Genomic DNA, 15,950 nt, shown 5'->3' with positions numbered 1-15,950 from the left:
GCCGAACATGCAACCCCAGTCGCCAACCCCCGGTTGTCAGACTTCCCGCCGCGGAACGGCCGTCGTCCTCACCGCGATCAGCATGACCGTCCTGGTGGGCTTCGCCGCCCTGGCCGTGGACATGGGCATCCTCTACAACGTCAAGGCCGAGCTCCAGCGCACCGCAGACTCCGCCGCCATGGCCGCCGCCTGGCAGCTCCTCGATCCGGAGAGGCTCATGGGCCTGCCGGACATGTCCGAGGAGATCAACGCCGCGATCAGCGAGGCCAGCGCCTACGCGGGCAGGAACAAGGTGGCCGGGGAAGCGCCGAGTCTGCGGACTGCAGATGTGGTCGTGGGGTACATCAGCAACCCCAACAACCTCGCCGAGGAAATCACGACCGGAGATCCCAGCACCTACAACTCGGTGCAGGTCATTGTCCGCCGGGACTCCCTTCAGAACGGCGCCATCCCGCTGCTCTTCGGCCGGATCTTCGGCCTCACCAGTGCCGACGTCACTGCCAAGGCCACGGCGGTGTTCAAGGACGGCGTGATCGGCTTCAGGACCACCAGTCCGGCCGACACCGTCGACATGCTGCCCTTTGCCCTGCACATCGACTCCTGGAACAGCCTGATTCACCCGGCCGGAGCCATCCTCGACAACTACTCCTACGACAAGGCCGCCCAGACGGCGACGGCCACTTCTGACGGCATCCCGGAATTCAACCTGTACCCCGGGGCGGGTGCCGACCAGCTCCCGCCGGGTAACTTCGGGACAGTCGACCTGGGCGCGCCCACCAACGCCACCACCGCGATCGCCAGACAGATCGTCTATGGACTCAACGAGACCGACCTGGCTTACTTCGGCGGCGCAATCAAGCTCGGTGCCGACGGCACGTTGTTGCTCAACGGGGACACCGGCCTGAGTGCAGGGTTCAGCGATGAACTCGCCGCGATAGTTGGCAAGCAGCGAATCATCCCGATCTTCTCGCGCGTGGACGGCTACGGCGAAAACGCGATGTTCACCATCGTGGGATTTGGCGGCATCCGAATCCTCAACGTCAAACTGACCGGAGCAATGAATAAGAAGCAGGTGGTGATTCAGCCGGAGTATTTCGTCGAGGACGGGGCCATCGCGACTACCGGTTCAGGTACCAGTTATTTCGTCTACCAGCCTGTACGCCTGGTACGTTAGGCGGACGCGGTAGACTCATCGTATCCTGACGCTCCACACACATGGCATAGTGGCACCAGGCGCACCCTGCGTCTGGTGCCATGCCATTTTCGCCCCGGAGCCATGTTCGAACACGGCTCTCGGCGGCATGCCGACCCCCGCGGCACGGTACCCTCTCCTCGGCACCCGGCTCGGCGGTCGGCTACCCCGGAAGTGCCTGAACCGGCCTCCATGGTTATGATCCGGTTGGCCGGCCTGACATCGCCAGGATGCCAGCCTCGCCGAACCAGAGGAGGAACCTGATGCCTACACGGGCAGCCATCGAGCCTCTATCTGAGGCCCAGGAGTGGACAACCGCCCTCAAGCGATTCTGTCGGCCCCTCGAGTTCTGCCCCGACTTTCCCGACATCGCCCGACGGTTCGAGGCCTGGTGGGCTCATGATGCGATCGACCGCCCGATCTTCATAGCCACCGCCAACACCAACCCTGCCCGGCCGATCAACCGCCGACTCGATCTGCTCCATCAGCCGGATGACTGGCTCGAAGCCAAGCGGGCTGACCTTCGCCAGCTGCACCGCATCGGCGATGCCTTGCCGAGTGTCCGCGTGGACTTCGGACCGGTGCTCCTCGGAGCTCTGTTCGGCGGGCGGCTCGAGTTCGGCTCGGACACTGCCTGGACCCATGCCTTCATCGACGACGACTGGTCCAACGAGCCCGACTGGACCGTCCGCCAGGATAATCCCTGGTACCAGCTGCTGGGGAAGCTGGTGGATCTGGTGAGCGCCGATGCTGCGGGGCGCTACCTTGTCTGCACGCCCGACCTGGGCGGCTCGGCGGATGTGCTGCTCAACCTCCGCGGCGCGACCGGTCTGTGCCTGGACGTCATTGACCGGCCCGAGCGCCTTTGTGCCGCCATCAACCGGATCTACCCCGCCTGGCGTCAGGTGTTCTCCGATCTGTACCGGGGGGCGACCCGACGCGGGGCCGGCCTGATCCACTGGCTCGGTTTGTGGTCCGACCGCCCGTACGTGATCCCTGCCTGCGACTTCAACGCCATGATCAGCCCGCGGCAGTTCCGGGGCCTTTGCCTGCCGGATATCGCTCGCCAGGCAGCCACCGTGGGGCGGGCGGTCTTCCACCTCGACGGCCCCGACGCCGCCCGGCACATCGATGATATCCTCGAGGTACCGGACATCCAGGCCATCCAGTTCACGCCGGGCGCGGGCACACCCTCGGCCGTACCCTGGCTGCCCATGTTCCAGAAGATCCAGGCCCGCGGGCGTTCGCTGCTGGTATTCTGCCCACCGGGCGAGGTTCTCGAAGTCTGCCGCGGGCTCCGCTGGGAAGGGCTGGCAATCCTGTTGGAGGCCCCGTTGACGCCGCCCCAGCTCGACGATTTCCTCGCTCACACCCTCCGGAAGCTCACGAAATGAGCCCGGCGAGGCGTCCCCTCTCGTCGAACCGGGCAGCAATCGCGTTGTTCCAGGCAACGGCCTACAGGCCGTATTCGGTCAGGGCGGCGGCGAGCTTCTCTCGGTTGGCCGGGGCCATCTTGGTCAGCGGGAGGCGCATTTCGTCGGAAATCATGCCCTTGATGGCCATGGCCGTCTTGATCGGGATCGGGTTGACCTCGAGCGTGAGCAGGCCCTTGGCCAGCTTGAACATCTTGTGATGCCAGCGGCGGGCGATGTCCCAGTCGCCGCCCAGGGCGGCGTCGGTCAGGGCCTTGACATCCTTGGGAACGATGTTGGCCAGGACGCTGACCACCCCCACCCCACCGATGGCCATCAGCGGGAGGGTCATGGAGTCGTCGCCGCTGAGGATGGCAATGTCGCTCTTGCTCATCAGGTCGCTGGCCGAATCCATGGCACCGGTCGCGTGCTTGACCGCGACGATGTTGGGGAAGTCCTTCCGCAGCCGGGCGATGGTGTCTGCCGCGATCTCGACGCCGCAGCGGCCCGGGATGTTGTACAGCACATGGGGGAAGTCGACCGCCTTGGCGATGGCCGCGAAGTGCTGATAGAGGCCCTCCTGGGTCGGTTTGTTGTAGTAGGGAGCGACCTGGAGTGAGCCGTCGGCGCCGTTCTTCCTGGCCTCGAGGGTCATTTCGATGGCCTCGGCCGTACTGTTGGAGCCGGTTCCGCCGAGGACAGGGATGCGGCCCTTGGCCCGCTTGGCCACCTTAGCGATGACCTCGTTGTTCTCCTCGTGGGTCAGCGTTGGGCTCTCGCCGGTCGTACCGCAGGGTACGAGCACGTCGGTGCCGGCGTCCACGTGGAAGTCAACCAGGGCTTCCAGGGTCTTCCAGTCCACGCTGCCGTTTTTGAACGGCGTCACCAGGGCAACCATGCTTCCTTTGAACACGATCGGATTCCTTACGTTAGGGACATCCAGGGACAGCTTCGCCGGCCCGCGCCGGCCTCTCCCAGGTGCTCACGCACCGAGACCCTGCTGACAACCGATGAGCGTCCCCGGAAAACAAGCGGTGGCGGGGGTCGGCGACGCGAGGCACGACAGGGAGAGTTTGTACCGAATCGGGGCGAAAAGATCAATCTCAATCGTCGCCAATGAGAGCTTTCATTTCCCGCACGGCCTTGCGGAGCCCGACAAAGACTGCCCGGGCGATGATCGAGTGGCCGATGTTGAACTCCTCGAAACCCATCAGTGCGGCCACCGGCTTGATGTTCGTGTAGGTCAGGCCGTGGCCGCCGTGAACGAGGATATCTCGGGAGTGGCCGACCTCGATGGCGGTGTCCAGGTGTTTTAGGGCGGCGCGCACGGCCCGGGGGCCCTTGGCGTGGGCGTACTCGCCGGTCCAGAGTTCGACCGCGTCGCAGCCAGCGTCGGCCGCGGCCCGGACCTGGTCGGGGATCGGCTCGATGAAGGCGCTGACCTCGATGCCTTTGCCGCGCAGGGCCTCGACCGCCGGCCGGACCCGCCTGGCCAGCCGGACGACGTCCAGGCCGCCCTCGGTGGTCAGTTCCTCGCGCCGCTCGGGGACCAGGGTGCACTGGTCGGGCTTGAGCTGCCGGGCGATGGCCACGATCGCCCGGTTGATCGACATCTCCATGTTGAGCTTGCAGGTGACGACTTCCTTGAGCAGGCGGGCGTCGCGGTCGTTGATGTGCCGCCGGTCCTCGCGAAGGTGGAAGGTAATCCCGTCGGCCCCACCGAGTTGGGCCTCGGCCGCCGCCCAGACCGGGTCGGGCTCGTACGTGCGGCGGGCCTGGCGAACGGTGGCCACATGATCGATATTCACACCTAGTCGCGGCATGGCAGGCCATCCCATCGCAAAAGAGTACTCCTCGGAACGGCTCATGCAGAGCCGAGAAAACCATCCGACGAGCAGCATCATTATATGCCGCTAAGCCAGGCCGTAAACCGCCCCGCTGGCCGTGGGATCTAGACACAGGGAACAAGCGACACGATGATGACCGTCTTCACGCCTCCGGGATCGCCCTGGAGCAACGCCTCTCCCGGAATCGCCCGGTCGCGTGTATTGAGATCCAAGGTCGTTCTTTGAGGGGCCTTGCATGACCATGGTCAACTTCGAGTTGCGGTGCACTGGTTGCGGTGAGACGCTGGCGGGATTGTCGCTCGACGCCTGCTGCGGGAGGTGCGGCTTGCCGGCGAGCCGTTCGCTCAACGTCGCCGCCCTCGACCCCGCAACGGGAACCGTCAACACCAGCGTAGCCTGCGTCGCGTGCGGCTACAACCTTCAAACCCTGGCCCTGGACTCCGTCTGCCCGGAGTGCGCCGCCCCGGTCTGGAAGTCCCTGCGCCCCGACGATCTCCGCTTCGCAGACACCCGCTGGCTCCGAACCATCCGGCTCGGCCTGAGCCTGGCGGCCATGGCGTGCGCTCTGAGCCTCATCCTCCTGTACCTACCGGTGTTGCTCGTACGCTTCGGGGGTCCCGCGACGATCGCATGGTCTCACATCTTCCTCCTGACCTTAGGAGACCGCATCATCTGGTGCATCGGCCTCCTGCTCGTCGCCACGCCCGAACCAACTCGGGAACAGGACCCGCGGGGCTGGCGTCTGAAACACTGGATCCGAATCCTGGGGATCCTCGCCCCGATCGCATGGCTGGTGAACAGGGGCCTGAACCTGCTTCTCCTGCTCCTGAGCCAATGGCACAACCTAGGACCGGCAGTATCCCCGGGTTCCGGCGTGAACGGGTGGTTACTGGCCTGCTCCCTCCTCTTCACGCCACTACGAATCGTCGGCGAGGTGGGAGCGCTGCTCCTGGGTCTCTATCTCCGGGACCTCGCCCGCCGGGAACGAGTTCGGACATGGCCTTTCACCCTCTTTGTCGTCGTCTCCGCACTGGGTGCGGCCGCGCGCCTTCCGCTTGATCCGATCCTCTACCGCCATCTGGCGGCGGCTGGGCGGCTCGCACCATCCGGCAATCCGTGGGACTCCTGGCTGCTGATCACTTCGGGCAGCGCGCAACTCGCAGGGCTTGTTTTCAGCCTCGTCGGCCTGGTCGTGCTGCTCATCGCCCGCCAAATGGTCTCACGAGCCGTCAGGCAACAGGAGTGAGCCCTGCAGGACCGGCCTATCGGCCGGGTGGCGACAGAATCTGAGAAGCTTTTGGAGCCCGCTTCAGGGAACGTAGCCTTGGCGTCCCGCCGGTGCTGGTTCAAGCGGCTTGTCTGTCTCACGGAGTCTGCGGAGATGGGCTCCTATATGCGCTTCAGTGCCTTCTTGATCGCCTCGGATGTGCGACCGACTGCCTGATCGCGCGGCAGATCGCGCAGCGAGGCGTCGAAGGGCTCGGCCGCCACCGGGCCGTCGTAGCCCACCGCAAGGAGGGCCCCGAGGAAGGCACCGATGTCGATCACGCCGGTGGCCGCGGGCAGCGTGCGGCGGTTGTCCACCTGCTGATCGGTCGGAACGCCGGACGGGGCATCGTTGAGGTGCACTGCCACGATGTCCGCGTTGGCCAGGGCCTTGAGGTCGGCCGGTGTCTCGCCGGCGGTGTACCAGTGCCAGCTGTCCAGCAGCAGGCCGACGTTCGGGCAACTGGTCTCGGCGATCAACTCGCGCATCTCCCGCAGGGTGTGGATGAACGGGAAGCGCGAGCGGCTCCAACTGGTCCGCGGGCCGACGTATTCGAGACCGAAGCTGAGACCGCGGTCGCCGAGAATCCGGGCGATCTCCCGGACCCGACGGACGTGCCGCCGGAAATTCTCGAGATAGGTCAACTGCTTGTCCCCGGGCGTGATCCAGGTCCCCACACGCCTGGCTCCGGCACGTTGCAGGGCGAAAGCCGTCTCCGGCAGCTTGTCCAGCAGGCCTTTGAAGTCCTCGTCCGAACGCCCAAACGGCGAGTCGATGCTGGTGGCCCCCCAGACGAGGTTCCTGGCCGCCATACCGTTGCGCAACTGCTTGACGGCGTCCTCGGACATCGAGCCCAACTCGCCGGCCGCTGGCTCGATCGCCTCGAACCCGAATCGAACGGCCAGATCGATCGATTCGCTGAGGCTGGCCCGCACGCCGATCAGGCCCGGGCTCAGGCAGACCTTGAACTTGCGATCTTCGGCCCCGGTGGCCTTGGCATCTCCCGCCGCGGCCCCACCCGGCCTGCCGATACCCGCCGCGGCCGCCGTGCCGAAAGCCACGGCCGCCGAACCACGCAGGAATGCGCGACGAGTGGGAGCCACGGTGAGCGGTAATCCCGGTCTCGAGGTCAGGTGCATGATGTCACTTGCCCCCTTTCTCATTGGCCCCCTGGACGCGCATCTTGACCCTGTAGAGGCATTTACTGGCGTTAATAAACAGCGTCTTGCGGTCCGCGCCGCCGAAGCAGACATTGGCCGACCAGGGCTCGGGCACGTCGATGTGGTCGATCCTCTTGCCGGCCTTGTCGAACACGGTCACACCCTTGCCGGTCAGGTAGACGTTGCCTTCGCTGTCGATGGTCATGCCGTCCGACCCGAGTTCACAGAACAGCCGCTTGTTGGCCAGCGAACCGTTGGGGCGGATGTCGTAGGCGTAGGTGCGGTGCGAGCCGAGATCGCTGATGTACAGGGTCTTGCCGTCCGGCGTGCCGGTGATCCCGTTGGGCGTCTTGAGATCGTCGATGACCCGAATTGGCTCGCCCGGCTCATAGGGCAGGGCCTGGTCGGCATGCTCGCTGTCGTCCTTCGCGGCGGCAGCAGGCTTGTCGGCCGGCTTCGCCGGCTTGCGCCCGGGGAGGTAGTAGACCCCTTCGACATCCTGCTCCTTGGGCCCGCGCTTCCAATAGTCGCGCTTGTACCACGGGTCCGTGAAGTACAGCCCGCCCGACGGCCGGAGCCACACATCGTTGGGCGCGTTGAGCAGCTTGCCCTTGTAGCTCCTGACCAGCACCGTCGTCTTCTTGTCGGGGGTGATGATCCACAGCTCGTTCTTCTCGTCCGCGCACGAGATGAGGTTGCCGAGAGGGTCGAAGACCATCCCGTTGGAGCGTCCGGACGGCTTCATCCAGGTGGACAACTTGCCGTCCACGCTCCACCGGACAATGCGATCGTTGGGCTGATCGGTGAAGAACACGTTGCCGTCCCGGTCGCAGGTCGCCCCTTCGGTGAACTCGAACTCCCCGGAGAGCTTCTCGACCTTGGCACCCGGCGCGGTCACACCGCCCTCGGCGCCCAGGACGGGGGCAACGCAGATCACGGAGGTCAACACGATCCCGAGCGTCAATTTCACAGCGTTCATGTTCAATTCCCTCATGCAGCTTTCGTCGGCCTTTGCCCCGATTCTCCACTCTCCACTTCCCGGCGTGGGGATACGCAAAGCGGGAGTCACCCCAGCTTCTCCGGCACGTCCTTCATTTCACCCATCCAGCGCAGCTCACGCTCGATGTCCGCGTGCATCTTGTACTTGCGGGCGACGTCCGCGGGCTTGGCCCCGCGAATATCGATCTTGGCGAGATCCACGTGCCCGAGGCCGGCCTGGCCGCAGAACTGCAGGTACCCGATCCAGGACGGATCGATGCCCATCGCCTCGACGCCCACGCGGTCTGCGGCAACGTAGTCGGTCGACGCGATGGCCACGCGCGACGGAACCGGGGTCCCGTCGTTGGGCCCGTTGCCCTCCATCCCCTCGTAGCCGTCGATCACCGTTGCCCCCCAGCACGGCTGCAGCCGCTGGGCGGTCATCAGAATGCCAAAGTGCGTCTGGCGGACGCCGCCATGGTAGAGGCGCTTGTCGTTCCACCACTTGCCTTGCCCTCGGGTGCTGTGCAGCGGGGCACCCAGGGCCATATTCTTGATGGAGAGGGTCGCGATCACGGTGTTGTGCGTCTTGAGGATCGCCGAGCAGATGATGTACGCCTCGGGGTCCAGTAGCCGGGCGGCAAGGCGGACGGGGACGGCATGCAGATTGCCATCCAGGATGGTGCATGTCTGGAACTTGGCCTCCTCATTCAGGTCCACCAGGCTGACTTGCAGCGGCTTGTGCTCCGAAAGGGCCTCCGGGTAATGGAAGTGCTCGTAACCCTCCGGGGTGTGGGCGGCCGCCGACTCCGCAATGACCGCCGGCCCCTTGAATCGCGGGGCCAGGAAATCCAGGATGCCGTGGAGCGAATCCACGTGTGTCGAGGCGAGTTGGTTTCTCGTATTTACGATGTTCGGCTTGATGACCACGTACTTCTTCGTCTTGAGCACTGGCAGAATCTGGTCCTCGATCGCCACCAGCGCGTCGCAGACGTTCTGGCGCCGGCGGTCGCCCTTGACGATCGAGACCACCGGGCGGCGTTCGGTTGCGCCGGCCGGCGCCGGCAGCGGGGGTGCGACGGGTGTCTCCTGGGCCAGCAGAAACTTGCCAGACGCCGCCGCGGCCGCGGCGGACCAGATCACACTCCGGCGTGACAATCTGTGTTCCATGGTCGAATCTCCCGTCTGCTACGCAAGCGTCCCCACCGATTTGAACCTGCTCATATCGTTGAGTCGGAAGAGGGTCTCGCCCGCCTTGGACACCATGAGCACGCCCTCGTCCTCACGGCCCCGGTATTCATCGGGGTGGACCTTGGCCGGATCTATGTAGCCGAGGTTGATCTTCCGGCAGCGGGCCTCGGGGATCCGCGTGGCCAGTACGACGTTGACCCGCGGCGTCTCGAGGCCGTTCTCGAACCGACCGACGCCCTTCACGTGGGTACTGTGGGCCAGTACGCCCCAGGGGAAGTGCTTGAACCGGTGCCACTGCTTGGTGAAGTAGTCGCGCACATGGTAGCCGACTTGGTCGATGACCTGGCCATGCGAGTACGAAACCTCGTCGATGTGCGGGGCGTAGATGATCAGCGTGCCGCCGTCGGCCACGATCGGCTCGAGCTTGTACATGCACTTGCCGGCCGTCCAGATGTCGTCGTACATCGGGGGGGCACACGAGAGGATGGTCTTGAACGGCTTCTCGCAGTACTTGACGTGGATCCGGGCGCTGAGTTCGGTGGCTGCCCGCCAGGCCTCGCCCACCGGGCCGCCGAAGATGCCGACCACCTCACTGCCGCTGACCACGTAGCCCAGAAGTGTCCGCTCGATGGGAAGGAGATCGGCCGCGGCTTCGATAGCCGCCCGGACCGGCGTGTCGCGCGTGCCGTTGATGAGCGGGTTGGTGACCAGGGCGCCCAGCCAGTGGGTGAAGTTGATGACCTGCGGAGCAGCAATGCCGGGAAACAGGTACTTGTGCCCGCCAGAGAAGCCGACGACTTCGTGCGGAAAAACAGGCCCGGCGATCACCAGGTGGTCGTACGCCAGGACCAGCTTGTTGATCAGGACGGGAACCTCCATGCTCAACAGGCCGCCGGAGAGTTCCTCGACCCGCGAGCGGGTCAGCATGCCGATCGGGGTCAGGGCCTCAGGCGAGTTCCAGTGATGGTTAAAGACCTGGACCGACGCATATCTGGCGGCACGCTCGCCGCCGACCATCCCCAACAGCTCGTTGATCTTCTCCTCGCTCATCGGCGGGTGAGTGCCGAGGGCGATCAGGAAATCGATGGCCGCGGCCTTGCCCACGAGGGTGTCGGCGATCGCCCTGAACAGCAAGCCCGTCGGCCCGCTGCGCGTGTGGTCGGGGATGATGGCCAAGACCCGTTTGCCCGACAGCCGGGCCCCGCCCAGCGCCTTGGCGACCACCTGACAAATGTCGGCGTCGCTCAACCGCGCCGTTTCCGATCCCTGTGCAACGATCATCCGCGCACCCACCGATCGAACCACACCCGGCCTCACCCTTGGCGGCAGCAAGGAGACCCGGCCGTCACCAAGGCGGCGGTGCACCGCGCACGCCTGCGCCCCCGCCCCGCAGCCCCATCCACTTGCTCATGCCGGACCCCCACATGACCGCATCCCAGTGTACGTGATCGTTCTCCGGTTTGCCACGTCGGGGCGGCACTCGAACGGGCCATCCCCGTGTGGTGAAAGGGACTTGTCCCTCACGGTGATCTCAACACGAACTTGCCTGCCGCCCCCGCGGTCGCGTAGATCGCCCTGACCCGGTTCAGATCCTCATCTTCCTGGCCGATGATCGTGAGCCATCGCGGAGCGAGCATGCCGAGCGATTCGGGCAGGTCACACACGCGGAGCACGTTCAGGAACTGCGGTGCGTCGGGCCGCATGTGACTCAGGGGCGGAGCCACCAATGTCACACCCACAACGCCGGGTTGAAACAGAGCGGCATAGGCCGCCAGGACACCGGCGGCGCCCCGGCCCGCCAATTCGACCGACACAGATCGGACGGCCTGACCGCGAAGGTAACCGGCCGCGGCGGCGACGTCCAAGACCTGGCCGGTCTCGACCGTGTGGCCGATCAACACGTGCGCCCGGCGGACGTAATTCGGCGGACGCTTGGTCGTCCACCGTGTCTCGCCGACGCCGCGGGGGTCACACAACCAGACAACGGCATCCGCGGGGAGCACGTCCTTCACCCAGGCCGGTGGATCGGCGTTCGTGGCTTCGTCGGCGTTCCTCACCACCAGGATGAGCCGTTTCCCCGGGCCAGTCTTCGCCGTCCCATGAAGGCGGAACTCGACACCCTCCTCCGACTTCATCCGGAGCCAGCCGCCGGGCAATGGCTCCACCAGCGTTGCCTCCGGCAAGGTCGACGACAAACGATTGAAGCTGACCTCACGCAGCCTGGCAAGCAGGCCCTGCTTCCAGGCATCGAACTGCCCGCCGGCGGGCAGCTGCACCGTGGCCATGGGCACGAAGCTCTCGTCAATCCGGCCATTCAGGGCATCGGCGGGGATGTCCTTGTCTTCGGGAAAAACACGGAGCCTGGCCGGCTCGATCGGCAAGATGCGGCGGCCGTCCTCCTCCGTCACCAAGTCAACCTCGCTGTCGCCGATCGCCGCGGGATCGCCCTTCAGGTGCATGTTGATGAACCTGTAGGCCGCCTGGCGAAGGTCCTTGCGGTACGCGTGTCCGCCATTGCTCACCACGCTGTCCACGAGATCGCCGGCGCCGAAGTAGCTGTAGAGTTGCTCCAGGCGGTTGGTGATGCGGCGGTTGGCGTCCATGGGGAAGATGCGATCATTATCGCTGTTGACGAACAGGAGCGGCCGCGGGGCGATCAGGGCGGCGATCCGGGTCCACGGCCATCGGAACGTGTTGTAACAGAACATGCAGTCGCAGTGCCCGTTCACCGTGCGGTTGGGGACGTACGAAGCCAGGTCGGCCATACCGCTCACCGGAACGGCCACCTTGACGCGCAGGTCGGCGGCCGCGATCCAGAAGGTCGCCGCCCCACCACCGCTGATGCCAGTCACCGCGATTCGCTCCGCATCGACCTCCGGGCGACTGGCCAGGTAGTCGATGGCCCGAATGCCGTTCCAGCACTCGACACCTGCCGGTGTGTAACCGCGCGAGTGCCACCACCAGCGGCCCTCCCGATAGGTGCCGTGGTGGATGCCCTTGATCTCGCCGAGCTGCAGCGTGTCGAGCGTCAGGCACAGGTAGCCGTGCCGAGCGAACCAGATGCCGTGGGACTGGTACGCCGTTTTGTTGCCGTCCCGCCCGGCGTTGCTGTGGCCGCAGACGTAGAGCACCGCGGGCAGCTTGTCCCCCGGCTTGGCCGACGCCGGGCGGTACAGGTTGGCGGTCACGTACAGCTTCGGGCAACTCTGGAAATGGAGCTTCTCGACCACGTAACCTTGACCGTCGAGCGTGCCGGTGACGACCGGCTGCAGCGGCGTACGCTCCGGCATCGGCGACAGGCCGAGCATGTACAGGTATTGCTCCCTGAGCGAGGGAAGGGCTTTGTTCCAGTCGTCGACCGTCTTGACGCTCTCCAGGAATTGTCCGTCGAGCCGTTCGGCTTCTCGGCCCAGGTAGTCCTGGATCATCTTGTCGCCCGGCTGCTGAGCGTCGGGCGGATCGAACTGCTGAGCGATGAGCGCGGAGGCACAGGAGAGCAGAACCGCGCAAACGCGTGGAGAAAACACGTTCCGAGGCCAGTGACTCGAACGCACGACGGACCTCCTCTCGACCATAGGGCTCGGCACGAATGATAGCCGAATGCCGGGATCACTCCAGCCGCTTGAGGCCGCAAATGACCTCGGCGTCGGGCGAGAATACGTAATCGATCCAGAAAGGTACGCCGCGAGCATGACAACCGGCTGGTCATAACGCCCCGAAGCAAACCGACCACGACATCCGCCGCATGGCCCAACCAGGCAGCCGGGCATTTCCATACCCCAGATCGGTGCTTAAGGCAACGGGGACGACTCGGCCGGCACAACCGCCGGACGGCGGATGGGCGAACCAGGCTTCAGGCTCGGGGCCTGAGCTTCCAGGTGAATGCCAACAAGACGACCGCCAGAGCGGTGCACCCCAGGATGGAGTAAATCACGATTTCCCAGGCCGCCTCGGTTCCATATCGCGGCTTGAAATAGTCCAGCATCCAGCCGAAACCCTGGGCCTGGCAGGTGCGGCCAAGATAACCCAGCAAGCCAATGAAACCGGCGGCCGTGCCGATCGCCTTCTTGCTGGTCAGGTCGAGAGCCTGGATCACGATCAGGTTGATCACCGGATAGATGAAGAAGCCGATCAGGCCGAGCATGACCATGTCCAGCCACAGGTACCCGGCCGGGATAAACAGGATCGCGGTGAAGGCCAACAGGATGGGCGCCATCGAGAGCGTTGCGACCATGCCCCGCCGCCCGCCCACTCGATCGGAAACCCAACCCAGGGCAATCGTGGAGGCAATGCCCGCAAACTCCAGGACCATGACCGCCAGGCCACCCTTGACAAGCGTTGCGTCCTTGACCTCGCGCAGGTACTTGGGACCCCAGTCGAGCATGCTGTATCGGGAAACGTACGCGAAGAAGTTAGCGATGGCCAGCAGCCACACGTACTTGTTGGTCAAGACGTAGTCGACGAAAAGCTCGCCAAAACCCAGTTCTCGTTCGGCATCATCCGAAGCCGAAGCACAGCTCGCGACCGGAGCGGCCTCGTGCTGCTCGGTCTCCGTTGCGACGACCGGTTGGACAGGGAAGCCGCCGCCATGACCCGCGGCATACTCCTCAATCGGCGGCAAGCCGACCGACTGCGGGGTATCACACAACCGCCAGAAGAGGTACAGCGATCCGACCAGAGCCAGCAGCCCGGGCACGAAAAACGCGTACTGCCAGCCACCCAAGTGAAGTGCCGCCCAACCGGCCAGGTAACCCGCCACTCCCCCGCCGACGTTGTGGGCCGTGTTCCAGATGCTGAACGTCAGGCCTCGTTCCTTCTGGCTGAACCAGTGGCCCATCGACCGACCGCAGGGCGGCCAGCCCATACCTTGAAAGAAACCGTTGAGTCCCCAGAGCGTCAGGTGAATCCCGAAGCCCTTCACGCCCCCGAACGCAAAATTGCACAGGGCGGTGAGCAGCAGCCCGAAGGCCATGAAGACTCTCGGATTGCTGCGGTCGGACACCGCCCCCATGAGAAACTTGCCGAGCCCGTAGCTGATCGCGGTGATGGCCAGGATGCTGCCGATCTGGCCGTCGTTGTAGCCGAGGGCCACCTCCATGTCCTTGGAAACCACGGAGATGTTGTTCCGCACCAGGTAGAACGTGGCGTAGCCGAGGTAGGTGGCCTCCATGACCCGCCAGCGATAGCGCGGATAGAGCCGGCGAACCTCGCCGGCCGGCAATCGGGGAAGGTGCGGTGCGGCGGCAAAAAAGGCGCGGATCGCTGAGAACATCCGGGCGATTCTCCTGATTCGCGCCGAGATCAGCGCGGGCTGTCGACTCTGTCCCTCGGATCCGCAAAACGGCCATCACGCCGGGGTGCACGACCGGGTCCCGCCACCCATCGCTCGGGTGAAGGGCCCCTCGCACCAGCGGCCAACTCGGCCAACCGTTGCCCGGTAGCGAGCCAGCTCCTGTTCCTTGCGCTCCACGTTCCAGCCGAGCAGCTCCGCCATCCAGCCGGCCACCTGCTCACCGACCACCTTGGCGTCATGGCGATCGTAGTGCCACCCGCCCCGGCGGAGCATGACGTCGTCAAGGTGCACCGCCCATTCGTTGGAGCAGTAGTGCTCCACCGCCCGGCGGCTCACGTCCGGCGGCACTATACCACTGAGGCCCTCAGTCTCCCAGGACTCCAGGAGCGGAACCTCGGCCGTCCGGCACGCGGTTCGGCCCCGTCCAAGCTGGCCCTCGATACGGTCCACGGCCTGCTCGGCCATCAGTCGATACGTGGTCAGCTTGCCGCCGGCGATGTCCAGCCAGCCAGGCTCCGGCGACCGAATCTCATGGGCCCGGGAGATGTCCGACGGCCTGCCGTTCCGGTCCGCGATCAGGGGCCGCAGGCCGGCCCACGAACTGACCACGTCATGCTCGGAGAGCCGCGCCTCCGGAAAGGCACCGTTGACGACCTCAAGAATGTACCGGGCATCTCCCGGCTCGGTCTTCACGTCCTCGATCGCGCCTCCGTAATCCGTGTCCGTCGTCCCGAGGATCACGCGTTCACCCCAGGGAATCGCGAACAGAATGCGGCTTCCCTCGGTCATGACCACGGCGTCCGGTACGGGCAGCCGATCGCGGTCCACCACCAGATGCACGCCCTTGGTCAGACGCAGCTCGACCGAGCTGTGCTCAACACGATCCGCCCAGGGCCCGGTGGCGTTGACCACGCAACGGGCATCCACGCTCAACTCCTTGCCGCCCAACTGGTCCTGAAGGACACCTTGCCAGGAGCTGCCGCGCGGACGGGCTTGATCGAGCCGGCAGTAGTTGACCAGCACGGCGCCGCTCTTCGTGGCTGACCGCAACGTGTCGATCACCAGTCGGGCATCGTTGGTCAGGCCGTCGTAGTAGCGCACGCCGCCGGTCAGCCGGTTGGTGTCAATGCCGGGCAGGTACTGCTCCAGGCCACGAGCGTTGAACGCGTTGGACCTGCCCAGGTTCCGGCCGCCGCATAGCAGATCATACAGCTTGACGCCGATCCGCAACTTCCACAGGGCCCAGGCTCCCCACGGCGGGCAGCGGTACGTCGGGAACACGAACGCCAGGGGGCCGGACAGATGCGGAGCGATGGAATGGATCACCCGCTTCTCGATACTCGCCTCGCGAACCAGTCCGATGCGCCCCTGGGCCAGATAGCGCAACCCGCCGTGCAGCAGGCGGCTCGATCGACTGCTCGTGCCGAACGCGAAATCGTGCTGATCCACGAGCCCAACCTTCAGGCCGCGCTGGGCGGCGTCCCGGGCCACGCCGGCTCCCACGATCCCGCCGCCGACCACCAACACGTCCAGCGTCGCTCGGCTCAGCTGCGCCATGCGCTCGCCACGACTACCCGTCTTCGTCTCTTCTACGGTCATCTCCAATACTC

12 protein-coding genes are annotated in these 15,950 nt (G+C 65.4%); 3 read left to right on the top strand and 9 right to left on the bottom strand.

The genetic code is table 11. The annotated features are described in order from the left end of the window. Window positions 1-7 precede the first annotated feature (7 nt). Both KA354_06815 and KA354_06810 read left to right on the top strand, forming a co-directional pair. The gene (locus KA354_06815) at window positions 8-1,174 is read left to right on the top strand and encodes a hypothetical protein (GenBank protein ID MBP7934344.1); all 1,167 of its coding nucleotides are present in this window, start codon (window positions 8-10) and stop codon (window positions 1,172-1,174) included. Window positions 1,175-1,455: 281 nt separating this feature from the next. After that, the gene (locus tag KA354_06810) at window positions 1,456-2,586 is read left to right on the top strand and encodes a hypothetical protein (GenBank protein MBP7934343.1); all 1,131 of its coding nucleotides are present in this window, start codon (window positions 1,456-1,458) and stop codon (window positions 2,584-2,586) included. Between the two features lie 61 nt (window positions 2,587-2,647). Here the strand turns inward: KA354_06810 and KA354_06805 are convergent, their stop codons facing one another. Together KA354_06805 and KA354_06800 are read right to left on the bottom strand one after the other, a co-directional pair. Next, entirely contained in the window at window positions 2,648-3,517 is an 870-nt protein-coding gene (locus tag KA354_06805; protein ID MBP7934342.1) for a 4-hydroxy-tetrahydrodipicolinate synthase, read from the bottom strand. A 190-nt stretch (window positions 3,518-3,707) separates the two neighbouring features. Beyond that, on the bottom strand, window positions 3,708-4,427 hold the full coding sequence (locus KA354_06800) for a pyridoxine 5'-phosphate synthase (GenBank protein ID MBP7934341.1): 720 nt from the start codon (window positions 4,425-4,427) through the stop codon (window positions 3,708-3,710). A 259-nt stretch (window positions 4,428-4,686) separates the two neighbouring features. Here KA354_06800 and KA354_06795 point away from each other — a divergent pair, with 259 nt between their 5' ends. Continuing rightward, complete coding sequence (locus KA354_06795) at window positions 4,687-5,697, top strand: hypothetical protein (protein ID MBP7934340.1); 1,011 nt, start codon at window positions 4,687-4,689, stop codon at window positions 5,695-5,697. Window positions 5,698-5,840: 143 nt separating this feature from the next. On the opposite strand, the gene KA354_06790 is transcribed toward KA354_06795, so the two are convergent. The 7 genes from KA354_06790 to KA354_06760 all read right to left on the bottom strand — a co-directional run bounded on the left by KA354_06790 (window position 5,841) and on the right by KA354_06760 (window position 15,897). Beyond that, window positions 5,841-6,857 carry a sugar phosphate isomerase/epimerase gene (locus KA354_06790; GenBank protein ID MBP7934339.1) on the bottom strand — a complete coding sequence of 339 codons (1,017 nt, stop codon included), beginning with the start codon at window positions 6,855-6,857 and terminating at the stop codon, window positions 5,841-5,843. Window positions 6,858-6,861: 4 nt separating this feature from the next. Continuing rightward, window positions 6,862-7,857, bottom strand: coding sequence for an SMP-30/gluconolactonase/LRE family protein (locus KA354_06785; GenBank protein ID MBP7934338.1), 996 nt, complete (start codon window positions 7,855-7,857; stop codon window positions 6,862-6,864). An 86-nt stretch (window positions 7,858-7,943) separates the two neighbouring features. Further along, window positions 7,944-9,026, bottom strand: coding sequence for a DUF362 domain-containing protein (locus KA354_06780; protein MBP7934337.1), 1,083 nt, complete (start codon window positions 9,024-9,026; stop codon window positions 7,944-7,946). Between the two features lie 18 nt (window positions 9,027-9,044). Next, the gene (locus KA354_06775; GenBank protein MBP7934336.1) at window positions 9,045-10,328 is read right to left on the bottom strand and encodes a DUF2088 domain-containing protein; all 1,284 of its coding nucleotides are present in this window, start codon (window positions 10,326-10,328) and stop codon (window positions 9,045-9,047) included. Between the two features lie 239 nt (window positions 10,329-10,567). Continuing rightward, complete coding sequence (locus tag KA354_06770) at window positions 10,568-12,601, bottom strand: prolyl oligopeptidase family serine peptidase (protein ID MBP7934335.1); 2,034 nt, start codon at window positions 12,599-12,601, stop codon at window positions 10,568-10,570. Window positions 12,602-12,900: 299 nt separating this feature from the next. After that, a complete protein-coding gene (locus tag KA354_06765; protein ID MBP7934334.1) occupies window positions 12,901-14,319 on the bottom strand; it encodes an MFS transporter in 1,419 nt (472 codons plus the stop codon). Between the two features lie 75 nt (window positions 14,320-14,394). Beyond that, window positions 14,395-15,897, bottom strand: coding sequence for a glycerol-3-phosphate dehydrogenase/oxidase (locus KA354_06760; protein MBP7934333.1), 1,503 nt, complete (start codon window positions 15,895-15,897; stop codon window positions 14,395-14,397). Window positions 15,898-15,950: the final 53 nt, after the last annotated feature.

This window comes from Phycisphaerae bacterium, assembly GCA_018003015.1.
GTDB lineage: Bacteria > Planctomycetota > Phycisphaerae > UBA1845 > PWPN01 > JAGNEZ01.
The sequence above is the reverse complement of the archived record's forward strand: the minus strand, read 5'-3'. Positions and strand labels throughout refer to the sequence as shown.